At 53.1% G+C, this 23,675-nt stretch carries 22 protein-coding genes and 3 pseudogenes; 11 read left to right on the forward strand and 14 right to left on the reverse strand.

Annotation, left to right across the window (positions count from 1 at the left end):
* Positions 1-109: 109 nt before the first annotated feature.
* Together ROR01S_RS08680 and ROR01S_RS27485 are read left to right on the forward strand one after the other, a co-directional pair.
* Positions 110-565: a winged helix-turn-helix transcriptional regulator gene (locus ROR01S_RS08680; protein WP_004862084.1), complete on the forward strand. Its 456-nt coding sequence runs from the start codon at positions 110-112 to the stop codon at positions 563-565.
* A 109-nt stretch (positions 566-674) separates the two neighbouring features.
* The gene (locus tag ROR01S_RS27485) at positions 675-842 is read left to right on the forward strand and encodes a hypothetical protein (protein ID WP_249087010.1); all 168 of its coding nucleotides are present in this window, start codon (positions 675-677) and stop codon (positions 840-842) included.
* A gap of 257 nt (positions 843-1,099) precedes the next feature.
* Here the strand turns inward: ROR01S_RS27485 and ROR01S_RS08690 are convergent, their stop codons facing one another.
* Positions 1,100-1,990, reverse strand: a complete 891-nt coding sequence (locus tag ROR01S_RS08690; protein WP_044351621.1) for a DMT family transporter — start codon at positions 1,988-1,990, stop codon at positions 1,100-1,102.
* 103 nt (positions 1,991-2,093) lie between these two features.
* Between ROR01S_RS08690 and ROR01S_RS08695 the strand changes: the two are divergent.
* The 6 genes and pseudogenes from ROR01S_RS08695 to ROR01S_RS08725 form a co-directional block, all read left to right on the forward strand.
* Positions 2,094-2,990: pseudogene (locus ROR01S_RS08695) on the forward strand (aminotransferase-like domain-containing protein); the annotation flags it as partial.
* A gap of 257 nt (positions 2,991-3,247) precedes the next feature.
* A complete protein-coding gene (locus tag ROR01S_RS08700; RefSeq protein ID WP_054828890.1) occupies positions 3,248-3,682 on the forward strand; it encodes a GNAT family N-acetyltransferase in 435 nt (144 codons plus the stop codon).
* A gap of 143 nt (positions 3,683-3,825) precedes the next feature.
* Entirely contained in the window at positions 3,826-4,176 is a 351-nt protein-coding gene (locus ROR01S_RS08705; protein ID WP_032724357.1) for a YcgJ family protein, read from the forward strand.
* 340 nt (positions 4,177-4,516) lie between these two features.
* On the forward strand, positions 4,517-5,017 hold the full coding sequence (locus ROR01S_RS08715; RefSeq protein ID WP_004862067.1) for a DUF1003 domain-containing protein: 501 nt from the start codon (positions 4,517-4,519) through the stop codon (positions 5,015-5,017).
* 23 nt (positions 5,018-5,040) lie between these two features.
* A pseudogene (locus ROR01S_RS08720) lies at positions 5,041-6,925 on the forward strand (potassium transporter Kup).
* 164 nt (positions 6,926-7,089) lie between these two features.
* Positions 7,090-7,638, forward strand: a complete 549-nt coding sequence (locus tag ROR01S_RS08725) for a hypothetical protein (protein WP_004862054.1) — start codon at positions 7,090-7,092, stop codon at positions 7,636-7,638.
* A 157-nt stretch (positions 7,639-7,795) separates the two neighbouring features.
* Here ROR01S_RS08725 and ROR01S_RS08730 read toward each other — a convergent pair whose 3' ends face one another.
* Positions 7,796-9,721 (reverse strand): C1 family peptidase, encoded by a 1,926-nt coding sequence (locus ROR01S_RS08730; protein ID WP_064359428.1) that lies wholly within the window; start codon positions 9,719-9,721, stop codon positions 7,796-7,798.
* Between the two features lie 641 nt (positions 9,722-10,362).
* On the opposite strand from ROR01S_RS08730, the gene ROR01S_RS08735 reads away from it, so the two are divergent.
* Both ROR01S_RS08735 and ROR01S_RS08740 read left to right on the forward strand, forming a co-directional pair.
* The gene (locus ROR01S_RS08735) at positions 10,363-10,641 is read left to right on the forward strand and encodes a type II toxin-antitoxin system TacA family antitoxin (RefSeq protein WP_015584326.1); all 279 of its coding nucleotides are present in this window, start codon (positions 10,363-10,365) and stop codon (positions 10,639-10,641) included.
* A complete protein-coding gene (locus tag ROR01S_RS08740) occupies positions 10,632-11,114 on the forward strand; it encodes a GNAT family N-acetyltransferase (RefSeq protein WP_044351088.1) in 483 nt (160 codons plus the stop codon). Before ROR01S_RS08735 ends, ROR01S_RS08740 begins: the two co-directional genes overlap by 10 nt.
* A 118-nt stretch (positions 11,115-11,232) precedes the next feature.
* On the opposite strand, the pseudogene ROR01S_RS27490 reads toward ROR01S_RS08740, so the two are convergent.
* The 8 genes and pseudogenes from ROR01S_RS27490 to ROR01S_RS08770 form a co-directional block, all read right to left on the reverse strand.
* Positions 11,233-11,599 (reverse strand): annotated as a pseudogene (locus tag ROR01S_RS27490) (ISNCY family transposase); the annotation flags it as partial.
* A gap of 156 nt (positions 11,600-11,755) precedes the next feature.
* Complete coding sequence (locus ROR01S_RS27015) at positions 11,756-11,914, reverse strand: hypothetical protein (protein WP_155728879.1); 159 nt, start codon at positions 11,912-11,914, stop codon at positions 11,756-11,758.
* A gap of 718 nt (positions 11,915-12,632) precedes the next feature.
* The gene (locus ROR01S_RS08745; RefSeq protein ID WP_032717451.1) at positions 12,633-13,508 is read right to left on the reverse strand and encodes an NAD(P)-dependent oxidoreductase; all 876 of its coding nucleotides are present in this window, start codon (positions 13,506-13,508) and stop codon (positions 12,633-12,635) included.
* Positions 13,509-13,769: 261 nt separating this feature from the next.
* Positions 13,770-14,486, reverse strand: a complete 717-nt coding sequence (locus ROR01S_RS08750; protein ID WP_004861956.1) for an ABC transporter ATP-binding protein — start codon at positions 14,484-14,486, stop codon at positions 13,770-13,772.
* Entirely contained in the window at positions 14,483-15,358 is an 876-nt protein-coding gene (locus ROR01S_RS08755; protein WP_032717450.1) for an ABC transporter ATP-binding protein, read from the reverse strand. Before ROR01S_RS08755 ends, ROR01S_RS08750 begins: the two co-directional genes overlap by 4 nt.
* A complete protein-coding gene (gene livM / locus ROR01S_RS08760; RefSeq protein WP_015584332.1) occupies positions 15,355-16,641 on the reverse strand; it encodes a high-affinity branched-chain amino acid ABC transporter permease LivM in 1,287 nt (428 codons plus the stop codon). The genes ROR01S_RS08755 and livM overlap by 4 nt, the downstream gene beginning before the upstream one ends.
* Before the next feature lie 10 nt (positions 16,642-16,651).
* Positions 16,652-17,566, reverse strand: a complete 915-nt coding sequence (locus ROR01S_RS08765; RefSeq protein ID WP_015584333.1) for an ABC transporter permease subunit — start codon at positions 17,564-17,566, stop codon at positions 16,652-16,654.
* Positions 17,567-17,665: 99 nt separating this feature from the next.
* Positions 17,666-18,724, reverse strand: coding sequence for a branched-chain amino acid ABC transporter substrate-binding protein (locus ROR01S_RS08770; RefSeq protein ID WP_162180097.1), 1,059 nt, complete (start codon positions 18,722-18,724; stop codon positions 17,666-17,668).
* A 714-nt stretch (positions 18,725-19,438) separates the two neighbouring features.
* Between ROR01S_RS08770 and ROR01S_RS08775 the strand changes: the two genes are divergently transcribed.
* Positions 19,439-20,845: a glycoside hydrolase family 10-like protein gene (locus ROR01S_RS08775; RefSeq protein WP_015584334.1), complete on the forward strand. Its 1,407-nt coding sequence runs from the start codon at positions 19,439-19,441 to the stop codon at positions 20,843-20,845.
* Here the strand turns inward: ROR01S_RS08775 and ROR01S_RS08780 are convergent.
* The 4 genes from ROR01S_RS08780 to ROR01S_RS08795 form a co-directional block, all read right to left on the reverse strand.
* Entirely contained in the window at positions 20,778-22,109 is a 1,332-nt protein-coding gene (locus tag ROR01S_RS08780; protein WP_064359332.1) for a type II toxin-antitoxin system HipA family toxin, read from the reverse strand. The two genes, ROR01S_RS08775 and ROR01S_RS08780, sit on opposite strands and share 68 nt — an antisense overlap.
* Positions 22,109-22,381, reverse strand: a complete 273-nt coding sequence (gene hipB, locus ROR01S_RS08785) for a type II toxin-antitoxin system antitoxin HipB (RefSeq protein ID WP_032717448.1) — start codon at positions 22,379-22,381, stop codon at positions 22,109-22,111. Before hipB ends, ROR01S_RS08780 begins: the two co-directional genes overlap by 1 nt.
* A 202-nt stretch (positions 22,382-22,583) precedes the next feature.
* Positions 22,584-23,138: an RNA polymerase sigma factor gene (locus ROR01S_RS08790; protein ID WP_004861926.1), complete on the reverse strand. Its 555-nt coding sequence runs from the start codon at positions 23,136-23,138 to the stop codon at positions 22,584-22,586.
* A gap of 5 nt (positions 23,139-23,143) precedes the next feature.
* Positions 23,144-23,569: a hypothetical protein gene (locus ROR01S_RS08795; protein ID WP_032724724.1), complete on the reverse strand. Its 426-nt coding sequence runs from the start codon at positions 23,567-23,569 to the stop codon at positions 23,144-23,146.
* Positions 23,570-23,675: the final 106 nt, after the last annotated feature.

Here is a 23,675-nt window from a genome sequence, read left to right on the forward strand (position 1 = left end):
AAAACCAGATTACTCATAATTAGACGTAGAAGTTTTTTTTTGCAACTAGTTTTATTTGCGTTTATTCTGGCGACTGAACAATTCGCCCAGTGAAAGAAGGAGAGGCCGTATGGCGAAGCAGCAATCACTCACCGACGGTGAATGTCCTGTCGCCAGGACTCTGGAGGCAATCGGCGAACGCTGGTGCATGATGATTATTCGTGAGGCCTTTGACGATGTCCGACGCTTCAGTGAATTCCAAAAGAATCTCGGCCTGGCAAAAAACATTCTCGCCTCACGCCTGAAACAGTTGGTTAATCTGGGCGTGTTCGAGATCTGCCCGGCCTCAGACGGGAGCGCTTATAAAGAGTACGTGCTGACCGAGCGCGGTCGCGCCGCATTTCCTATCGTGGTGGCCATGCGGCAGTGGGGTGAGCGCTATATGTTTGAACGCGGAGAGGTGCATTCGGTACTGCTGGATAAGGCATCGAACCAGGTGGTTATGCCGCTGGAGGTGCGTTCTGCTGAAGGTAAAACGCTGGCGCCGCAGGATTGCCATCGTCGGCGAGTGGTGAAAGGCGAGTAGCGCGGAAAGTCCGGCGCCGTCGGTAAGCTATACTCATTCCACTTTCCCGGCGCTGGCAACAAGCGCGCAGAATCGGGCGATGTTCATCCCGCGAAACGAGGTCAGCTTTATGAATACTGAAATTAAGGGGGGAATTGATATTGCGATGAAGGTTCCCCCGCACCAGTATCAACAGACGCTGGATTTCTACCGACAAACGCTCAGGCTTCCGGAGATTACGGACAAAGCGCCTGCCACCGGCTTCATCCTTGGCCCAAACCGACTGTGGATCGATTAAGCGCCGGGCCTCAGTCAGGCGGAAGTCTGGCTGGAGCTGTTCACCCCCGATTTTCACGCCGCGGAAAAGCATATCGAACAGCACGGCGTCGTGCGCTGCGATGCGGTTGAGCCCTTGCCGGAAGGGTTTAAGGGGGGATGGATCATGAACCCCTGCAATATTGTCCATATGCTGCGGGAACCAGAAGCCTGGTGATTTCTCTTTGCCGATTGGTTTCCGACTGGCCACCGGCGATTATTTATCATCCCGGCCGCAGGTTACCTGGCAAATTTTCGCGAGCCGATCACGCATAAGATCACGCCCAGGGTGATCAGGATCATCAGCGGGCTGACAACTTCATGCAGGAGCGTAGCCGATAGCGTCAGCCCAAGGAATGGCTGTAACAGCTGTAGCTGGCCGACGGCGGCAATCCCACCGGCCGCCAGCCCTTTGTACCAGAATATAAAGCCGATCAGCATGCTGAAGAGTGAAACATAACCCAGCGCCAGCCAGGCGGAAGCAGAGATCTGGCTAAAAGAGGCCGGCAGGGTCAGAATGGATGCTGTCAGCATAAAGGGCAGGGAAATAATCAGCGCCCAGCTGATAACCTGCCAGCCGCCCAACACGCGAGTCAGTTTTGCCCCTTCAGCGTATCCCAGACCGCAGACCATCACCGCGGCCAGCATCAGCAGATCCCCGGTCAGCGAAACGGCGGCGTTCTGGGATAACGCAAATCCCATGACCAGCAGACTCCCCATCCCAGAGAAGAGCCAGAAAATGGGTGTTGGTCGTTCGCCGCCTCGAATCACACCGAAAATCGCCGTGGCCAGCGGCAGCAGCCCTAAAAAGACGATGGAATGCGCCGACGTCACGTGCTGCAGCGCCATTGCGGTCAGTAAAGGAAAACCGACGACCACGCCGAGCGATACCACAAGCAGCGGTAAAAGTTGGTCCGCACGCGGGCGTTTTTCCCGGTAGCCAAAAATGAGTATCATCGCCAACGCCCCGGCAATCGTTGCCCGCAGGAAGGTCAGGAAAAACGGGTCTATATCGACCACGGCGACCCGCGTGGCGGGTAAAGACCCGCTGAATATCACAACGCCGAGCAAACCATTTAGCCAGCCGGAAGCTGAACCCGGTGCCGTTTTATATGCTGTAGAATTTACCACTATGACCTCACGTTGCGGGAACACTCATTATCTTGAGCATCTGGTGAGCCGATGGTAATCTCACGCATCTGATACAATCAAATTATTGTCATGGATACATTGGATGAAAGCCCGCTATAAAGCCATCGTCGATCGGTTTGCGGCGTCGATTCGCCGCGGTGACATCGCGTCGGGGACGCGTTTGCCGACTCATCGGGATCTTTCGGCAAAGGAGCATATTTCTCTGGCAACGGCGACGCGGGTCTATGCAGAGCTGGAAGCGATGGGGCTGGTCAGCGGTGAGACCGGGCGGGGAACGTTCGTCAGAGAGATTGCGCTGCCGCCTGGTCACGGCGTCGATCAGCACGCGGTGGCCAGCGATGTCCTTGATTTGAACTTTAACTATCCGACATTACCTGGGCAGGGCGATGCGCTACGTGATGCTCTGCGACGGGTGGCCGCCGCCGGTGATATTGAATCACATTTACGCTATCAGCCTCATGCCGGCCGGCTTAGCGAACGCGAGATCATCGCCGGACATCTTGCCGGGCACCGCTTTCAGCCATCAGCGGAGAATGTGATTATCGTCAACGGCGCCCAGCATGGACTGGCTGTCGCGGTGATGGGCCTGCTCAGACCAGGCGATGTGGTGGCCGTTGACGCGCTGACCTATCCCGGCTTTAAAGCCCTGGCCGCGCTCTACCATCTCGAACTTATCGCCATACCTTCGCTGTCCGATGGTCCGGACTTCGCCGCCTTGAAGCAACTTTGCCAGACACGAGATGTGCGCGCCGTGTATACCATGCCCACGTTACATAACCCGCTGGGCTGGGTGCTGAGCCAACGACAACGTAAAATATTGGCCGACATTGCCCGTACTCATGACCTTGTGATCATTGAAGATGCCGCGTATGCCTATCTGGCTCATCGTCCTCCTCCGCCGGTCGCTGTTTTTGCCCCGGAACGTACTCTCTACATCAACGGATTTTCCAAAAATGTGGCCACCGGACTGAGGGAAGGGAGATCCGGATAGGGTATCCGCGGCAGGAGAAGGGGGATGTGTGATAAATATGGTGAACCTGCTTATTTAAATCGCCATGCTACGTAGATTTTCCGCGGCTTAGAGCTGAGTCTTATTACTCTGTATCCAGAATAGGCGCCACAAGCGTTGATCCTGCCCTGACCAGGCGCATGAAGGAATATTGAGCGCACATATAAATTTCAGCCGTTCCCTGCTATAAACGATCGCTAATATCTGCGGTTTTAAAGGATGCCACAATGATGATGCTGCAAGGTAAAGAGGGGCTTAACTCGGTTGACTGGCGGGCAATGGCAGAACTTATCGCGGCTTCCGGGCTGGGGCAACGCGATATATCGTTGCTTGAACAGGCCTTTCGCCACAGTACGTTCTGCTGGTTTGGTTTCCACAACGGCCAGCTGGTTGCGGTAGCCAGAGCGATAAGCGATCTCACCTGGTGTAGCTATCTGGCCGATGTGGCCGTAGATCCGCGTTATCAAGGGCTGGGCTATGGCCGTCAGTTAATGCAGACAATATGTGATGTGCTGTTACCCTACGGGAAAATTTTTATTTATTCGGTGCCGGATAAAACCGGATTTTATCAGCGTCACGGATTTGAATTACTGACGACGGGTATGGTCTGCCTGAGTGATGAAGCTGTAATAAGAATGCGTGAGCAGGGTTATATCAGATAAGCCGCCCGTTTGCCGACTTGCAGAATTATCTGATGTAGACAGCGACAATATATTCAAATAGTCTGACATTGCTTAGCGTGAGCAATGCGCATTATCCGAAACACACATAAAATATTTAACGGGATTATTCAGTGCATATCAACATGAAACCATGCCTATTGTCATTGCTGCTGGCGACGGCAGCCATTCCCGTCTGGGCGAAACAACCTGTTTCCCTTCACTCGCCGGAAGCACACGTCCTGTGCGATAAGTATATCTGCGCCACGGCGACAGACGGCGTTTCTCAGGCCATGACTGCGAAATATCTGGGCAAAGAAGCGGCGAAACGACTGAGTTCACAGGGGCAGTTTGACCCGACTTCGTTTACCTTTGCCGGCGGCACGTTCTGCGATATTAAGGAAAAGCTGTGCCGTGAAGACCGATATTATGGCGCGGATGGTAAACACAGCGGTGCGATTTCGACAAAATATACCCGGCTGCTGTTCGGGAAGTAAGACTTCCCGCTCACCCTTGGTGAAGGGCAGGGAATTCACGGGATGTACTCGCTGCAGCCCTGTGCTCCCTGTTCTGAACCCGCTGTATCATCTGCAAAGCGGGTCCCGAACCGTTGTTGTCGCCGCCACGTATTCCATCCGATCTGGTCTTAGGGCCAATGAGGCGCCGCTTGCCCAGAGCGTGTTCCATCCCGATCGCCTGACGGCGCGCTGTTTTCCTGAAAATACCGACGTCCTTTCATAAGGATGGCCAGGCCGATCCCGGTACCTTTAGCTATATTCTTAATACAGAACAAACGCTTTTCTCTTTCAGGAACGCAGCTTCTCTTATAGGTGTCCTATGAATAAGAAGGATATTTTCCGCTTTCATCGACCCTTATCCCGCTACTCGCATACGTTTGGTGATGAATGGTTTGCCCTGAAAGCTGAAGCATTCGCACGTTTTTTTGGTACACCAACGTTTTTGGTGGCACAAACGGTCATTGTCGTTGTCTGGATCCTTATCAATATTATCGGATGGACCCGGTTTGACCCTTATCCCTTTATTTTGCTTAATCTGGCCTTCAGTTTACAGGCGGCCTACGCGGCGCCGCTGATCCTGCTGGCACAAACCCGACAGGCTGAGCGCGACGGGGCGCACGCGTTAGCCGATGCACAGCACCGTGAAGAGCTGGCGGAAGATATAAGCCAAAGGCAGGGGCTCGCACAGCGGCAATCAGAACAGTTGATGATTTTATTGCAGCAAAATACCGAATTAACGGACCTGACGCGGCAAATGGCTGAGCGCATTGAGAAATTAACGCTGCAGCTCGCCCAACATCAGAACCTGAATATTCAATAAAACGGCCAGATGGACGGGGAATTATGGCTAATAATAACTCAGCAAGCCACAGGACATCAGGAAAGCTCATGCTGGCAGGGGGAGCGCTGGGAGTGGTTTTTGGTGATATTGGCACCAGCCCACTGTATACGCTAAAAACGATACTGCTGTTATCCGGCGATAGTCCCACTCCCGATGTCATTCTGGGTTTATTATCACTTATCATTTGGACACTTATTCTGGTTACTTCCGTTAAATATGCCATCTTCGCCATGCGTATGGATAATAATGGCGAGGGCGGAATCATGGCCCTGATGTCATTGTTGGTACATAAAGGTAAAGATAGTAAGTGGGTGACATTTTCTGCGTTGACTGGTGCGGCGCTGATATACGGAGATGGCGCAATTACGCCCGCTATTTCCGTGCTTTCTGCCCTTGAAGGGCTGAATATTATCTTTCCTGACGCACACTCTTTTATATTACCTGCCACGGTAGTGATCCTGGTTACTTTATTCGCTATTCAACCATTCGGCACCGCCAAAATAGGTAAAATTTTTGGTCCGGTGATGACATTGTGGTTTCTGGCGATTGCTGCGCTGGGGATATCGGGTATCGTCCAGCATCCGGCAGTGCTGCTGGCGATGAATCCGACCTACGGTGTCTCCTTTTTACTCTCAAATGGGTTCAGCAGCTTCCTGGTATTAGGCGGTGTGTTTCTGTGTGTCACCGGAGCCGAAGCCCTTTATGCGGATATGGGCCATTTCGGTAGAAAACCAATCTGGATGGCCTGGTTTGGCCTGGTTTGGCCTGGCGTTTCCGGCGTTATTACTCAACTATGCGGGCCAGTCAGCGATAATTCTTTCAGGTGCGGACATTTCACAGAATATCTTCTTCCGTCTTTGCCCACCGTTCCTGCAAATTCCACTGGTTATTCTGGCCACCCTGGCCACTATCATTGCCAGTCAGGCCATTATTACCGGGGCGTTTTCAATGACCCGACAGGCGATTCAGCTTGGCTGGTTTCCGCGCTTGCATATCAAACAAACCACCGCGGAGAGCTACGGGCAAATCTATATCGGCACGATTAACTGGCTGCTGATGATCGTTACCGTCGGTCTCGCGATTGCATTCAAATCATCAGAGAACCTCGCCGCAGCCTATGGGATCGCAGTGTCGTTGACGATGCTGATGACCTCCGGGCTGCTGTTCATGGCTATGCGGCAAATCTGGGGCTGGAATCTGCTTGCCAGTACACTGGTTGCCATCAGTTTTCTGCTGATCGACAGCAGTTTTCTGATTGCCAATCTGGTCAAAGTCATGGAGGGCGGTTATATCCCGCTTATGCTGGCAGCCGTGGTTTGCGGCGTTATGATTATCTGGAACCGCGGCGTGAAGGCCACGTCACGCGCGATTAATGAGAAAGTGATGGATGTTGACGAGTTCTTCAAGAAAATCAACCGGCTGAAGATTCCTCGCGTACCGGGTACTGCGGTGTTTTTAACCCGTAGTCAGAATGGCGTGCCGCCGGTTATGCGCTGGCACGTCGCGCGTAACCGCGCTCTGCAACAGCAGGTCATCTCATTGACCATTGAAGTACAGAACATCCCTTATGTGGATGCGGGGAAGCGACTGGTGCTTACCGAGCGGGCACCGGGTTATCTGCAGGGCGTTGCGCATTATGGCTTTATGGAGCAACCGCATATTCCGCAGCTTCTTCATAGCGTCCCTGGACTGGCGGTTCCGTTTGTTCCAGAAGAGATCACCTGGTATCTGGGACACGAGACGATCATCGCGCTCGAGGGGCATGGCATGGTCGCGTGGCAGCGTAACTGTTTTGCGTTTATGGTGAGAAACAGCACCCACATTACCAATTACTATCGTTTGCCGGGCGATCAGGTGGTGGAAATTGGTCGGCGGGTAGCAATTTAGCGCGGTGGTAGAGAAATGGCGTTCATCCGGCGGCGGTCTTATCGGCTTCGGAGCCAGCGTTGGCGCTAAATTAGCATATTGTCAAAGCTTAGTAGAATTGTTTAATCAGCGGTTCATTAGAAAATCAGTCATCATTTTCAGTACGTTAGTCAAGGTGAGGGTGTATGGATAATGCGCGATATAAACCGGATGGCCGTAAACGATATACCACATGGTTGTGGTGCGGAATTTTGTATTTGGTTACATGGTATTGTTCTGCGGATGAAATAAACCTGTACTCAATCAATACGGGCTCATATGTTTATCATTTAACCCATAACCACGGGCAGTATACTGAGAATTTTGAAAATAACTTCATATCCGTGGAGCGAAAATTCTCTGATGATTCAAAATATAGTTTTGTGCTCGGCACAATGAAAAACAGCTTTGATGACAGATGCCTGGCTGCCGGCGTAAGAAGGGATTGGGTAGGGTGGGATAATGGCTGGGTTTTCAAGGGAATATATGGCTATGTCGGTGAGTTTTTCTTTGATGCTTTCAGTGATTGTGGCGATCATGGCTCATACCATGATTTTAAGAAAGCGACAGGAATCGGTTTTTCTCCCTATATCTATCATGGGTTCCAGTATAATTTTACATCTTATTTTGGGATGGATGTTGGCATTATCATACCGTCAGTATTTGTCATTACGGCACAGTGGAGCTTTAGATAAAATAGTCGTGAGAAAGCGTATATTTCGAAAATGACATAAGCGTTCGTTTTAGAGAAGGAGAAGCCTGTCATCAAAATGTCTAAGAGGGCCGTTGTTATGCGCTGATTTGAATAACAACGGGCGCTCTCTACCTCAATGTTTTATCCGTATAGATGGATTAATATCCCGTCATATCATCCTCCCTGGGAGGGTGGGATAATGCCCCCCCTTTAATACATTTCAGTATAGTAGTCATGGTGCTTAAATCGTTATCAAAGCCCCCGTGAGAGGTTGATTTTGTCTCGTTGCTTTGCGAATGATAGATTATCAAATTATTTCCTTTCGGCATTCCAGATTTATAAATTTCCATTCCAGCTAATGGCATATTTTTTCTTTCCTCAAATGCACGAGATACCAGATACAGCAGGGAGTGGCGGTATTTTGGCCATGGGACAGATGGCAGGCCAACAATATCCTTATACTCCAGGTCATCCTGCATCATATACAGATAAATTTTATCGTTTAGCTTTATACTCCCTTTATCTGTGAGCAGAGGCTGATAATGTTCATTGAAAAAATCCACGGTGCAGGCTGGAGCCATCAAATGAATACTCTCAATACAGAGAGTATTCAGCTCAAAACGGCCGAAAGTGGTAAGTAACCTGCCCAAAACGATTGACCCGGCACTGTGTCCCACCAAATGAATTTTGATCTTTTTCACCCTGGCCTGATCCAGTTTTTTGAGCAATGGCAATAGTCCACGATAGCCGCCATCATAATCAGGGTCGCCGCTGAACGCTGCCTGAGCATCTCCTTTCATATTACGCCAGGCGCGACTCCCAGCGGCTTTTACCGGTCCTGTTTCATACATAAAATCATCACTAAAGCTGACTCCGGCAATATCTGAGGCGGCGGAAATTCCGCCAAACACTTCGCCAATAAAATCGGATGCCCACATCAGATGAAAGTTATAAATGCCGTTGCCATCAAAAATCCCCGACCTCTTCCATTTAGCAATGCGTTTGGCCTCAGCTTCCTCGGAATTAAGTCCTCCGTGAGCATAAATAACCAGATGATCAAATCCATCCCCCTTATTGCTAGTAGGCGAAAGTAATCTTTTTGCTGTCTCTTCTATTTCGAGGCCAACCGGAGAGAAGTATTTACCCGTGGTTTTTAGTTTCCCATCATCAATATTGATAAAATGACCGAGAATTTCATCCCGGGTCGGGGAAGATAAACCAAAAAGCCCAGAGGGAGCATTTGTGAACATTCTGGGGATAGCATCGAAGGCAGAGGGGGCATTCACACCGAGTTGCAAAACCCATGCATCCATCACCGTGTCGGCCCAGTCTTTGTAATCCCAGTGAGCTATGCCCTTATCTCCCCATTCCTCACCCCATGTGTTGAGGATCAGGAAACCGGTTTTGTCATAGCCAACAATGACGAACGCGTGGCCACCAAAGGGCTCACCGCCCGGAATGATGCTACCGTTTTTGACAACATACCAGTTGCTATGAATTTGCGCGGAGATATAAATAGCACCGATATCATTCAGGGCTGCGTGGTAGTGGCTAAGTTCTGGTAACAGCCGATAATAAGCACCCAACCTGATTTCACGTGCTTCTTTTGCCAGTTCATAGGTTAACGTCCAGGATTTCTTATTAGCAGGCGCGCTACTCTCCTTACAGACACCATTACGATAAAAGCCCTTAAGCCCCCCACGCAGACTGGAACCTTCATGAGGTGATTCTGCCCACTCATCATTAGCCCTGGCCATTTCATAAAGCATCCGTGCGCTGACCCGATTATTTATTAGATCATTATTGGCGGACATCAGAATATCGATATAATGCCCCAGCGCAAAACCAACACAGCTGTTATTTCTCCCTTGATCTCGAATAGTGAAGGATAGAGTCGGTTTTATTTCCGGCCTTAATACCCGCAAGTTGGGTTGGAAGAGCGTATCCCTGATATCGGGTTGGTCGGGAAGAATATCCAGTACTCTTGGATTTTTACTTCCCGGTTTGAGCTGTGTGAGGTAGTTTCTACCGCCGATAGAAACCGTGTTGGTATTTATGTTTGGGTTATTTTTCTTTGTAGGCATAGCGGACTCCAAAGGAATTTTGTTGTATTCAACAAGGAATCTCCTGAAGGGAACTCAGCCCGGATTGTTCAGATCGAACAATCGCCAAAAAGAAACACATTATCAACCGAACTGAGCAATGATGATCATAGCATCAATACCTCGTAGCGAATGACGCCTGATGCAGAAAATCATTTATAAAACCCTCTCTGCCTGCAGGCTTATCTCCGTGGCATTCGATTGAGGAACATCGTCCACTGGATAACGTTTTACCTCGCAAGCTTTGCGTTACGGAGACACAGCTCCGAATCCACTGACTTACCTCTCTGAGAACGAGTTGAAGAGCGGGGCGCCGAGAATCGTCAATTGGCGAGGATGACAGTGATTGCAATGACAAGCCGACCGAACTGAAATTTTATTAGTCAGATGCGTGATGCGCTGGTATCCCGTCTACGGGATACCAGCGCATATTTTCATTTAATGGACGGCTGGTTTTTAGGGCACAGGAGAACGACAGCGATCGTATTGGATATGGCGGCACCGGATATAAACTCTGGCCTGACCATTCATCACCAGAATGACCTGAATCGCAACAGATGTGTATAGCAATTTTATATACAAAGTCTATAATTGTGTATACGACTGCTACACATGAGGTATCTATGAAACCAGACGTTCGTGAAGCTCCGATAAACATTCGGGCGAAAACATCCCAGCGCGACCTTATCGACATGGCCGCAAATCTTGTATCTAAATCACGTACTGATTTTATGCTTGAAGTGGCCTGTCGCGAAGCTCAGGACATTCTGTTGGATCAGCGCTTGTTCCTGCTGGACGATAAGCAGTTTGCTAGTTTCATGGAAGAGCTTGACGCACCTATGACAGCGGAGCGTCAGGCACGTATTGATAACCTGATGAACCGCAAATCGCCATGGGAATGAGACCACCGGAACCACTCAGCGCTGGACACAACATAGCAGAATTTTGTTGTCAGGATCAGGTTCTTAACGAGTGGTTGAAGAAGAAGGCGCTGAAGAACCACAGTACAGGCATTTCAAGGGTCTTTGTGGTCTGTGCCGAAAACACAAAAAGGGTCATCGCGTATTACAGCTTATCATCCGGGAGCGTGCACAGAAACACAGTACCGGGGGCATACCGTCGTAATGCACCTGAAGCTGTACCGGTCATTGTTCTGGGAAGGCTTGCGGTCGATGCAGCCTGGGCAGGGAAGGGACTCGGAGCGGCACTGCTTAAGGATGCAATATACCGTACAGAACATATCGCAGTTCAGGTCGGTGTAAGGGCGCTTCTCGTCCATGCCTTGAATGATGAAGTCAGGGAGTTTTACACCAGGTTTGGATTCGAGCCCTCGATTATCAATACACTGACATTATTGTTCCCGATAAAAGTATGAAAATGATGTTTCATTATTGATACAGCCGGCAACAGAGATTGTGGGAAACGAATGGAACTTCTTACTGGTTAAAATGGTAAACGGTAAAGAATGTTGAGTCTGATAATGAGTGGCAAACTCGTTGTTTGCGGGGAACCCTGAGACCAGCTTTAACCCTAAGCGACCGGACAGTTTCTGTGGACTGATGGTCATCAAGTTCCGCGAGTTTTTCACGTGCTAGTGTCGGCCCAAAGTCGATATAGCGTTCGCGGATTATGTTGAGTGCATACCGGGCAAGACCGGCCGGGAGCTGGTTATTGCTGGTTTTTCCTCGAGACGGTTAGCTGTGTTCGCGTAACGCGAAAGAAGACGTCGCGACACTGACGCTCGAAGATACCCAAGGCGCTGCGCGGCTATCTGTGTGGTCAGTCGCTGGCGACAACATCGTGAATGATTTTGAGTCGGTTAACTTCATCCAAAGTGAAAAACTCCGCTGCATGAACAATGCATCGGAATCCCTCGATGGTGAAGAATACGGCTTAGGACATTATAGCTTTGCTACCACATCATTGGTGCGCATAATGTATATTATGTTAAATTGCATTTAAAGAACCCTGACGTTATACGGCCCTGATGCTATGCCAGATATCAATAAGTAAACTTTAGATGCCCGCCTTGAGTTCCTGCCCTTTTTCATACATCAGCTCGGGATACATTATCTTCATACTGCGTGCTGCTTGTTGCTGCTTCATCAACTCAGCATCACCACCGCAGATTGCTACCATAATCACAAATGTCTGTGGATGTGGATAAATACCCATTCGGCTCACCCTCAGTTGCCAGCTGATGAATTGGGCACTATCTCAGTCCTGTCTGGCTGAATACGGCCTGACTGAGTCATCACGTTGTCGGACACTGCGTTAATCCGGCTCCGGCGCATTCCAGTTTTCTCGTCAGTGCAGGCAATTCCCGGTGTCCCGAACGCCAGTGACCCAGTCAAACCACTGGTCCGGCAGCTTGTCGCTAACTCAAAATGAAACGAATAGCGGAAAAAATGAAATACAGGCAGCACACGAGCTGTATTAAATTCCATCCCCACCTGGCATAGCGCCATTGATGGCGCTCTCTGGCGTTGGCTGCGGCAATTTTGTCTTCAGGTTCTGCGACTTTTGTATTCACTCTTTTTCTTAAAAAGTCCCAACACAACATAACGAGAATTAAAATCACGATCGCTTTAAAAAGTAAGGTGTTAAGCATTGTCAAACAATCAGCCTCGTCTGGCTTAATAACACAAAACCCTGCAGGTACAGCGCAGCAATGGTGCTCAGAACACAAACGTAATATTCCACGCCCAGGCACAACTACAGCGAAAATATCGCTGATGTCGGCGTAGCGATCCCCAAAAACTGGAATATTTCGCGCATTACCTTATGATTTATAAAGATTTAATGGAAAAATCGTGCGCTACGTGAATTCTGTATGTTTCGCAGTACGATTATGCGCAAGAATTCACGTAGGCTCCCTGCTCTTTTGGCATTATTACTCGGTTGTCGGCCGTCCCGCCAGCCAGGCATACACCGATGCCAGGTCTCGATCGGCATATCCCTCATCGGCGGCGTCATCCCAACAGTCGGCGATGGTGGCCAGAATCGGCAGCTGCGTATCTTCCGCCGCTTCGAGCGCCAGCCGGGCATCTTTCAGCGCATGGCTGAGCTGCATCTGCGGAGTAAAATCATTCGCCGCGATCATCTCCAGCTTGGCTTTCACATACGGTGCCGCCAGCGGGCCACCGTCAAGCGCGCCCCAGAACGCTTCTGGCGTAAAACCTAGTTTCGCCGCCAGTAGCGTACTTTCTGCCACGCCTTCCATCATGGTGATCAGCCAGGCGTTCAGTACCAGCTTCATTTTCTGGCTGTTGCCGGCATCACCAAACCATTGTGTGCCGCGCGCAATCGCGGCAAAGACGCTCTCGGCCTTTGCGCCTCGCTGACGATCCCCGCTGGCAAGCACCAGAATTTGCGCATTTTCCGCCGGTTTTTTGGTTCCCGACACCGGAGCATCAAGATAGACCATCGATGGACGAAGCGACGCCAGCAGGTCAACGGCCTCCTGTGTTTCTTCCACGCCAATCGTCCCCATCTGGCAGAAAACGGCATCTGGCTGGCAAACCGGAGCCATTTCGCGGATCGCATTCAGAGTCGCCTCACCATCGGTCAGTACCGACAGAATCACCTCCGCCGACGCCGCGGCCTGTTGCGGGGTCGCGTGACGGATTAATCCGCTGGCCATCAAATCTTCACCCCGCTCAGGGGAACGGTTCCAGCCATGAACGGTAAAGCCTTTTTTTAACAAATTGCTTGCAAAAGCATGCCCCATGGCGCCGAGCCCAATAACGGCAACAACCGGTAAGTTCATTCTATTTCTCCTGCGTTAATTTCGCACCTGCATAGCGTCCCGGGCAGCGATCCGTCTGTTCAGGTGACGTCGGTAGCATGCTAACCGGGTAAAGTTCATTCAGTATGCCCGTATCCGCGGAACAAAGGCCAGCACGTTTATCGTCTTTATCCTGCAGAAATCAGTGGCTTGCCCTGGCGAGAAAAACAAACGCCGGCGGGAAATCGCCGGCGGACAGGATATCGCTGCTTTTTTATGTTTAAATGGTGACGCTGTCACTTATCAGGTGACGCCGAGATAGGCATTTCTCACCTCCGGGTTATTCAACAATTCCCTGCCCGTTCCGGTTAATTGAATCTGACCATTCACCATGACGTAGGCGCGATCGGACAACTTCAGCGCATGATGCGCATTTTGCTCCACCAGAAACAGCGTCATGCCCTGCTGCGTCAGCTCCCGCAGGATCTGGAAGATCTGTTTGACCACCAGCGGCGCCAGTCCAAGGCTGGGCTCATCCAGCAGTAACAGTTTTGGCCGGCTCATCAATGCCCGGGCAATGGCCAGCATCTGCTGTTCGCCCCCCGATAACGTCATGGCGCGTTGCGCCCGTCGCTCTTCAAGACGCGGAAAAAGCTGATACATTCGCGCTTTGTCCTCATTCTGATAGCGGCTGCCTACGGGAATTGTCCCCATCAGCAGGTTTTCCTCCACCGTCATATCGGCAAAAATTCGCCGCCCTTCCGGCGCCTGGGCAATACCGTTACTGGCAATAAAATGGGTAGATCGTCGGCTGATATCCTCGCCGCGATAGCGAATTTCTCCTGCAGCGATGCGTGGCTGGCCAAAAATGGACATTAACAGCGTGGACTTCCCGGCGCCGTTGGCGCCGATTAGCGCCACCGTCTCCCCTTCATTAACCGTTAAGGAGACCTGTTTCAACGCCTGGATTTGACCATAGAACACATCAACCTGACGAAATTCAAGCAACGGTTGGCTCATTCGGCAAGCTCCTCTTCATCCGTTCCGAGATAGGCCGCGATCACGCTGGTATTCGACTGAATCTCCTTCGGTTCGCCGCGGGCGATCACGTCGCCATGATCGAGCACGATCACCTGATCGGAAATCTCCATCACCATTCCCATATCGTGTTCAATCAAGAGTACCGTCACGCCGTGATACTGGCGCAGGAAGCGGATAATCTTGCTCAGCGCCTGAGTCTCCACGGGATTCAGCCCCGCCGCCGGCTCATCCAGACAGATCATCTCTGGCCCGGTACACATCGCGCGGGCAATCTCCAGCCGCCGCTGCTGCCCGTAGGAGAGCGTTCCCGCCAGCAGGTTAGCGCAATCCGCCATCCCGACCACCTCCAGCCAGTAAAAGGCCCGATCCAGCGCCCGGTTTTCGGCATTTCGATACCCGCGGGTATTTAAGATCCCGGCGAGTAAATTACGGTTTACCTGCATGTGCTGGGCCACCAGCAGATTTTCAATTACCGACATCTCACGAAACAGCCGGATATTCTGAAAGGTTCGTGCCAGCCCCGCCCGGTTAACCAGATGCGTCCCACCGAACATTTTGTAATACAGCCGCGATCCCAGCGCGGCTGGATGAAGAAAATCCGTCGGATGAAGCTTCTGCCCCAGAACCTGAATCACGTCGGTGATCCGCGAACGGGCATCTAGCCTGATCGCCCCGCCGGTTGCACGATAAAACCCGGTCAGACAGTTAAATACCGTGGTTTTCCCCGCGCCATTAGGGCCAATCAGCGCGGTAATTGACCCTCTTTTGACCTCAAGATTGACATCATTGAGCGCTTTAATGCCGCCAAAATGCATCATCAGATGCTCAACCTGCAAAATAGTGTCATTCATGGCGCCACTCCCTTCCGTACCGCTACCCCCGTACGACTGGTACGCACCAGCCCACGCGGCCGCCAGATCATCATCAGCACCATTAATACGCCAAACAGCAGCACTCGATATTCGTCGAACCCCCTGAGCAGTTCCGGGGCCACCGTCAGGACAAACGCGGCCAGCACCACGCCCAGCGTCGAGCCCATTCCGCCCAACACCACGATGGCCAGAATCAACGCCGACTCAAAAAAGGTAAACGAGGTCGGGTTAACAAACCCTTGATAGGTGGCAAAAAAGACCCCGGCAATTCCTGCCGTGGAGGCTCCCAGCATAAACGCCGAGAGCTTCACCAGCACATGGTTGAGCCCCATAGCCCTGCAGGCTATCTCATCTTCACGCAGCGCCTCCCACGCGCGCCCGATAGGCATTCGCGTCAGCCGGTGCTTAATAAACAGCACCAGCAGGACCACCAGACAAAGCACGGCGTAGATAAAGATAAATTTGAGGTTGGGGTTATAGCTGATGTGCAGAAACTCGTGGATGGGCACCCCGCCGTCTTTGGCCCGCCGGCCAAACTCGAGGCCGAACAGCGTCGGCGCCGGGACGGAAACCCCATTCGGTCCGCCGGTAAAACTGACCCAGTTATTCAGCACCAGGCGGATAATTTCGCCAAACCCGAGGGTGACAATCGCCAGATAATCGCCATGCATTCGCAGCACCGGAAATCCCAGCAGCGCACCGGCCAAGGCCGCCATAATGGCACCTGCCGGCAGCATTGCCCAGAATCCCAGCCCCAGATACTGATAACCCAACGCCAGCCCGTAGGCACCAATAGCATAAAAGGCCACATAGCCCAGATCGAGCAGGCCCGCCAGACCGACCACAATATTCAGCCCCAGTCCCAGCAGGACATAAATCAGCCCGAGAATGGCGACCGTCAGCAGATATTTCGTGGCGACGATCGGGAACAGGATTGCGAGGAGCGCCAGCAGCGGAATCACCCAGCGCAGCCGCGAACGATAACCGGCGGGTCTCACGTATACGCCATCATTCGTTCCTTCAAAACGGGCGAGAAACTGGCGACCGCTGCGACTTTGCAGCAGCAGACTGAGCAGCAGTCGCCCAATCATCACGATGCCAACCAGTATCAACACCCGCTGGGTTGACAGATTGTAACTGTAACCTTTAAGCACAATGCCCACGATCGGGCCAAATACAATCAGCGCGCACAATCCGGCCAGGATGCTGTCGATCAGGCAGCGCCTGATATCCAGCCCTGGCTTACGGGACACTTCAGCCATGTTTGACCCCTTAAACCTTAGCAACCATCGGGCGACCCAACAGCCCTTGCGGGCGGAAAATAAGGATCGCCACCAGCAGCGCGAAGGAAAAAACATCTTTGTAATCCGAGTTCACCAGCCCGGCGAACTGCGCTTCGGCCACCCCCAGCAGTAAACCGCCGAGCATCGCGCCGGGTAGCGAGCCGATCCCCCCCAGCACGGCGGCAGTAAAAGCTTTGATGCCGATGATAAAACCGATATAGAAATCAAAGGTGCCGTAGTTCATGGTCACCAGCACGCCAGCCAGACCGGCCATCGCCGCGCCAATGACGAAAACCAGCGAGATCACCCGATCGGTATTAATTCCAAGGATTGCGGCCATTCGCCGATCCTGCTGCGTCGCCCGGCAGATGCGCCCGAGCCGGGTATGCTGAATGATCCAGGTCAGGACGATCATGCCCACCAGCGCGGCGACAAGGATAAATATTTTGGTCCAGGTGATTTGCACGATGCCGTCGCCAACCTCAAAACGCAGGACGCCGGAGAGCAGCGTCGGGATCCCCTGTTGATTGGGGCCCTGGCTGATTTGTACGTAGTTCTGCAGGATAAGCGACATACCGATAGCCGAAATCAGCGGCGCCAGGCGGGTGGAGTTGCGCAACGGCCGGTAGGCGATACGTTCGATAGTCCAGCCGTAGACGCCGGTCACCACAATGGTGAAGACCAGCGTGCCGAAGATCAGCAAAGGAAAAGAGTGAATCCCAAAACCGGAGAGCAGCGCCAGCCCGATAGCGCACAGATAGGCCGAAATCATGTACACCTCGCCGTGCGCGAAGTTAATCATGCCGATGATGCCGTACACCATGGTATAGCCGATGGCGATTAATCCATATACGGCGCCCAGCGTCAGCCCATTGATCAATTGTTGTAGAAAGAACGCTTCCATAGACACCATCCTGCCGGTAAACGGGCAGCGAACAGCCTGGCGCACCGCCGCTGCCTTTTCGCGAATAGCCCCTTGCGAAGGGGCGGAAAGTTCTGGCGGTTAAAGCTGGTGATATTTGCCTTTATCATCCCACTTATAAACCACGTAATCGGATACCTTCAGATCGCCCTTGCCATCCCAGGCTTTTTTGCCCATCACGGTATCGACGCTGTGGTTTTTCAGCCATTCGCTGGCTTTGGTGTTATCGGCTCCAACGGCATTATAGGCTGCGGCGATCGCCTGGATCGACGCGTAGGCATACAGGGTATAGCCTTCCGGTTCGAAACCGCTGGCGCGGAATTTTTCAATCACGGCTTTCCCTTCCGCAATGGTGCGCGGATCCTGACCGAAGGTCATCAGCACGCCGTCAGTGAACTGCGGGCCGCCGGCAGCGGTCACCAGCTCTTCCGTCACAATACAATCGCCGGAGAAGAATTTCGCCTGTACCCCCTGTTCTCTCATCTGACGAACCAGCGGGCCGGCTTCCGGATGGCAGCCGCCGAAATAGACCACATCAGGCTTCAGCGCACCAATTTTGGTCACCAGCGCGTTGAAGTCCTTCTCGCCCCGGGACAACCCCTCGTACAGCACCTCTTTCGTCCCGCGTTTCGCCAGCGCGGCGCGGGTGGCATCTGCCAGCCCCTGGCCATAGGTATCTTTATCGTGGATCACGGCGATTTTTTTCGCCTTCAGCACATCCAGCATATAGTTCGCCGCAATAGCCCCCTGCTGGTCGTCACGACCGCACATGCGGAACATATCTTTCATACCGCGTTCGGTGATTTGCGGGTTCGTCGAGCCCGGGGTGATCGTCAGAATACCAGCCTCATCATAGACTTCGGAGGCCGGCATGGTGGATGACGAACAGAAATGCCCCACCACGGCAGAGACACCGGACTCATCGACCAGACGGTTCGCCACCGCGACCGCCTGTTTGGGTTCGCAGGCATCGTCCCCCTGAACCAGCACAATTTTTTCGCCTTTGATTCCTCCCGCCGCATTAATATCCGCCGCCGCCTGCGAGGCCCCTTTCCAGTACTGGGCGCCATAAGTCGCATTCGGCCCGGTAAACGGTCCGGCAACACCAATCTTCACATCCGCCTGTGCGTAAAATGCCACGCTCATACAACCCGCAATCGCAAAATGAAGAGTCAACTTTTTAAGTTTCAGAGACATTCGATATTCCTCAGCGATTTATAGCCTTGCGCCCTGTTACGGCGCGGAAAATATCAATTACTGTTTGGTTTGCCGAAGGCTGACAATGTGCCGTCACGGCCGGGGTGGAAGAAGCAAAAATCCCGCCAGGGAGAAATGGCGCGTCAGATCGCTTAGTGATGGATGGCAATAACGCGTGATAACAACGTTACCGCCTCCGGCTGACGTGCATTTCAGTACGAGTCAGGAGGTCTGTTGCCATCACGTGGCGAGTCGGGAACTGCGGCGTCCATATCGACCAGCGAGCTAAACATAGTTGCTCTTTTCACTCGTTGCGCACTGCCCTGGTGCAAAAGTGCGAAAATGATCATGAGAGTGAATAATTTTGTTGCGGTATTGTGAACAATATAACAAGACGCGCGAGAAGCGGCGCGTTAACAGGGATTCCGCGCTATGGACGCATAGCCCACTCTTATGATTTCCATCGTGCCGGCTGACCTCATCTGACGGCAAAAGGCGGCGATAACGACCCGACGCTGTTGCGGCGTCGTTCGCCGCCGCGCCCGCCCAGCCCACATAACAACAGGTCAGACGCGGGGAGAATACACACACTGATTGACTTGAATCCGAATCGTAGGAGAATGCATCTTCACGCAACGGCCTATAACGATGACGAATATGATTTTCTGCTCTCGTAGCGTCCCTGTTTTCGCTAAAGTCACCCTGTCCGCCGCGGCCGTGGCCGCCGCGCTGTTGTTGGTGAGCTGTTCCGGTAAACCGCCCGCCTCTCTGGTGACTCCGCTTCCTCCGGCGCTGAAACAGCCCCATTTACCCAAAACCCATGAACCGGTACGCGGCGTCTGGCTGACAACGGTGTCTCGTCTTGACTGGCCGCCTGTCGACTCGGTGACGACTGGCGACCCTGCGGTTCGGATCCGTCAGCAGCAGAAAGCGTTGACCGATAAACTGGATAAACTGCAAAGCCTCGGCATCAATACCGTCTTCTTCCAGGTCAAGCCGGATGGCACCGCGCTGTGGCCGTCAAAAATTTTGCCGTGGTCCGATATGCTCACCGGCCACATCGGCCAGGATCCGGGCTACGATCCGCTCCAGTTTATGCTCGATGAAGCCCACAAACGCGGTATGCGGGTCCATGCCTGGTTTAACCCCTATCGCGTCTCTGTGAACACCCGGCCAAAAACCGTCAGCGAACTCAACGGAACCCTGTCGCAGATCCCCTCCAGCGTCTTCGTGCTGCATCGCGACTGGATCCGTACCGCCGGCGACCGCTTTGTCCTCGACCCGGGGATTCCGGAAGTCCGCGACTGGATAACCAGCATCGTTGCCGAAGTGGTGGAACACTACCCGGTTGACGGCGTGCAGTTTGACGATTACTTCTACACCGAATCGCCGGGTTCCGCGCTGAACGACACCCAGACCTACCGGAAATATGGGCAAGGATATGCCTCAAAGGCGGACTGGCGGCGACACAATACCCAGCAGCTGATTGCCCAGGTGTCACGCACCATCAAGCAGCTTAATCCCGATGTTGAGTTCGGCGTCAGTCCTGCGGGCGTCTGGCGTAACCGGTCACACGATCCGGCAGGATCCGACACCCGCGGCGCGGCCGCCTATGATGAGTCTTACGCCGATACCCGCAGCTGGGTTCAGCAGGGGCTCCTCGACTACATCGCCCCTCAGCTGTACTGGCCCTTTGCCCGTGATGCGGCCCGCTATGATGTACTTGCTAAATGGTGGGCCGACGTGGTGAAACCGACCGGTACCCGGCTGTATATCGGCGTGGCGCTGTATAAAATTGGCGAGCCGTCGAAAAATGAGCCCGACTGGATGGTCAACGGCGGCGTTCCGGAGCTGAAGAAACAGCTGGATTTGAACGAATCGATGCCGCAAATCCAGGGGACGATCCTGTTTCGCGAGAACTATCTCAACCAGCCGCAGACCCGGCAGGCGGTGAACTACCTGAAAAGCCGCTGGGGAAGTCGCGTCGGGCCCTCGCTCAGCCCGACGGAGACGCCGCCATTGCGTTCTGCAAGCGTGAATGGACCCACAGTAAGCGATCGGTGATCGCCTCATATACCGGTTGTGAAAAGTCAGGCGGTAAAGTCCCCTTTACCGCCTCAACCGCGCGGGGAACGTTATCGACAAAATAGCGCAGAATCTCCAGCATCTGCTGTTGGGCAAACCCTACCTCTTTAGCCGTAGCGAGAAAGTGACGCGGATAGAGCGTCTGGATCTCCGTTTTACGCCCTTTACTGGCCTTCAGACTCATCGACAGCTTGAGATCGCTCAGGTGCAGTCCCTTTCCGCCAAGCAGCGGAAATGCGGAGATAATGTCGTAGAACGGGGTTAAGCGGTAGCTGCCGCCCGGCTGGAGGAAAATCGAGAAGTTTTTGGCGTGGCCATCGGTTGCGCCAATCAGCCACTGGAACACCATAAACTTCATAAAGTTATAGCGATCCTCGAGTGCCTCGCTGGAGCCAACCAGAAAAGCCATAATTGCCCGAATGCCCGGCCCGCCGTCGGACTCATACTTAATCGATGACGGAATGCCGAAGGCCTGACACAGATCTTCCTGCGGCAAACGCAGCAGCACCGTTTTCTCCTGCGCCCAGCGACGGTCGAAACGCTCCACCGCCAGCGCCCTGATACTGGCTGTCTGGATAATGCTGGCGGGCGGAACGGCAAAACCCAGCGCCCGGGCCAGCGCCAGACACAAATATTCGTTATCGACGCTTTCGCTGAGATCCAGCACCGCATCCGGCTGTTTGATCTCGCCGATGGGCAGTTTAATGATGTGGGTAGTCGGCGTGGTACCCGTCGGGATACACCACTGCTCGCCGATTTTCAGCAGCGCGGTTTTCTCCTGGGCCCCGGCCACCGAGATCCTGAAATCATCGTGTTCGTTGACCATTCCGAGCGGTATATCCGACTGGTAGGCCGTCAGTAACGCATCCAGAGCGTGGTTATCCAGCGGCTCCCAGCTCAACGCCCCGCGGGGCACATTTTCTCCTGGCGGGAGTAACGTTACCGCCCCGACGCTGTCCCGTCCGATCTCGGCCAGCAGATCAAACGGCTGCTTTGAACGCGCCTGATAGCGCTTAACAATGCGGTCCCGTACCCGCGGACTGTCCGGCAGCAGATTGTCAAAGTAGTTAAATACCGCCTCGTCGGTGATGTTACCGTACTGCAGCGGAAGCGACAGTGAGAGCGGTCTGGCGCGCGGATTGCGCATCCACGCCTCTTCATAGCGAAAGAGATGTGCGCCGTTCGCCTGCTTGATTAGCTCGCCGACCCGCTCATTGTTCATCCATGTCACGAGAGTCGCCATTACCACTCCAGATCCCGCGGGTTATCACGGTTATCGTCGGTATCCGGCGCATTTTTTTCGCAAATCGCCATCGACAGTTCCAGTGACTGTAAAATTTTAAACACCGTGGTTAACGTCGTTTTCTCGGGATGATTTTCAAAGTTAGAGACGGTGGCCTGTTTAATCCCCATACGCTGAGCCAGCTCGCTCTGCGTCCACTGGTTTTTCTGGCGCACCAGCTTGAGATAGTTTGCCAGCTGAACCGGGCTGTATATCGTTGGTGAAGGGCTCATCGGGTTTCCTTATCCTCTTCTGCGGATAAAACACTGTTTATACCCTGTCAGGGATAATGTCAACCGGATTGCTCGCCGCTCTCCGCCATTTATCCCCACTAAAGGATAAACATAAAAATATCCCCTTATGGGGATATTTTGGGTGTTTTGGGCTTAGTCAGACGAGCTGCATGAGAGGAAAGCTCGGAACCGGACGGCGGGCTTAGCCGTCGACCAGCTCATCGTAGAAGGTCCGCAGACGCGAACGAAGATAGAGAACGGCTTTATGTTTGCGCGAGAGCAGCGCCTGCTCGCTGGCCCCGCACTCTTCAGCCAGCTCCTTGTAGCTGTAGCCTTGCAGTTCGGTCTTCTCAAAGACTTCGCGCTGGGCGGTCGGCAGTTCGGACAGCGCCTGATTCAGCGCCTCCCAGAGCAGCGCTTTCAGATACTCCTCTTCCGGCGTTTGCGGTACGCCAAACAGCGTCTCTGAGAGCTCATCCTCCGGCAGACTGTCGTCCGGGCTCACATAGCCCGCCAAGGGCAGCTCACGCTTTTTACGCGCCCGGTCGGTCATCTCGTTACGTGCCGCACGAAACAGCCAGGCCGCCACGTTCTCCACCGGCTGTTCCACGGTCATCAGCTGACAGGTGACTTCCTGCAGGATATCATCCGCATCATCGCGCACCGGCGTCCGACCGCGGATAAACGCGCTCAGCCGTGAGCGGCAGGCGTTGATTGCCGATAGCAACAGCGACTCCCCGCCTGGCCCTGTTTTCATCTGACTCACTCGTCTGGCGTCGTTTTGACCGCGTCGTTCTGCGGCGGGGTTTTCTCCTCCCGGCGTTCGTGCCAGCCGCAATGCCCGCGCGGGTCGCGAGAAGCGCGATGGTGGAAGCGCTGAATAAACTCTTCGCGCTGTTCCGGACTCATCTTCATCCAGCGTTCGTGCATCCGGCGACGCATCCCGAACATGCCGGGGCGAAAGCCCAGACCGCCAAACAGAATGCGCGACAGTGCCAGAATACCTAACGCCTGCCAGAAACCGATACTCTTGACGCCAAGAATGGCCGGCAGCAGCGCATTCCACAGCGACATCACCAGCAGCCCAAGAATCGCGATCAGCACCACGCCGATAATCAGCGGTTTAGCCATTCGATGATGACCGAACCGGCGATCGCGCGCATAGCCGTGCATTCCAAAATCTCTCATCAGTGTGACCTCATTAACGTAGTGAAAAGTAACCTTGTGCTGAGGTAGACGAATGAGCGGCGGGAATATTGCTAAAAAAATAAAAAAAGCGGCAAGTTGCACAGTT

This window comes from Klebsiella ornithinolytica NBRC 105727 = ATCC 31898, from assembly GCF_001598295.1.
GTDB lineage: Bacteria > Pseudomonadota > Gammaproteobacteria > Enterobacterales > Enterobacteriaceae > Klebsiella > Klebsiella ornithinolytica.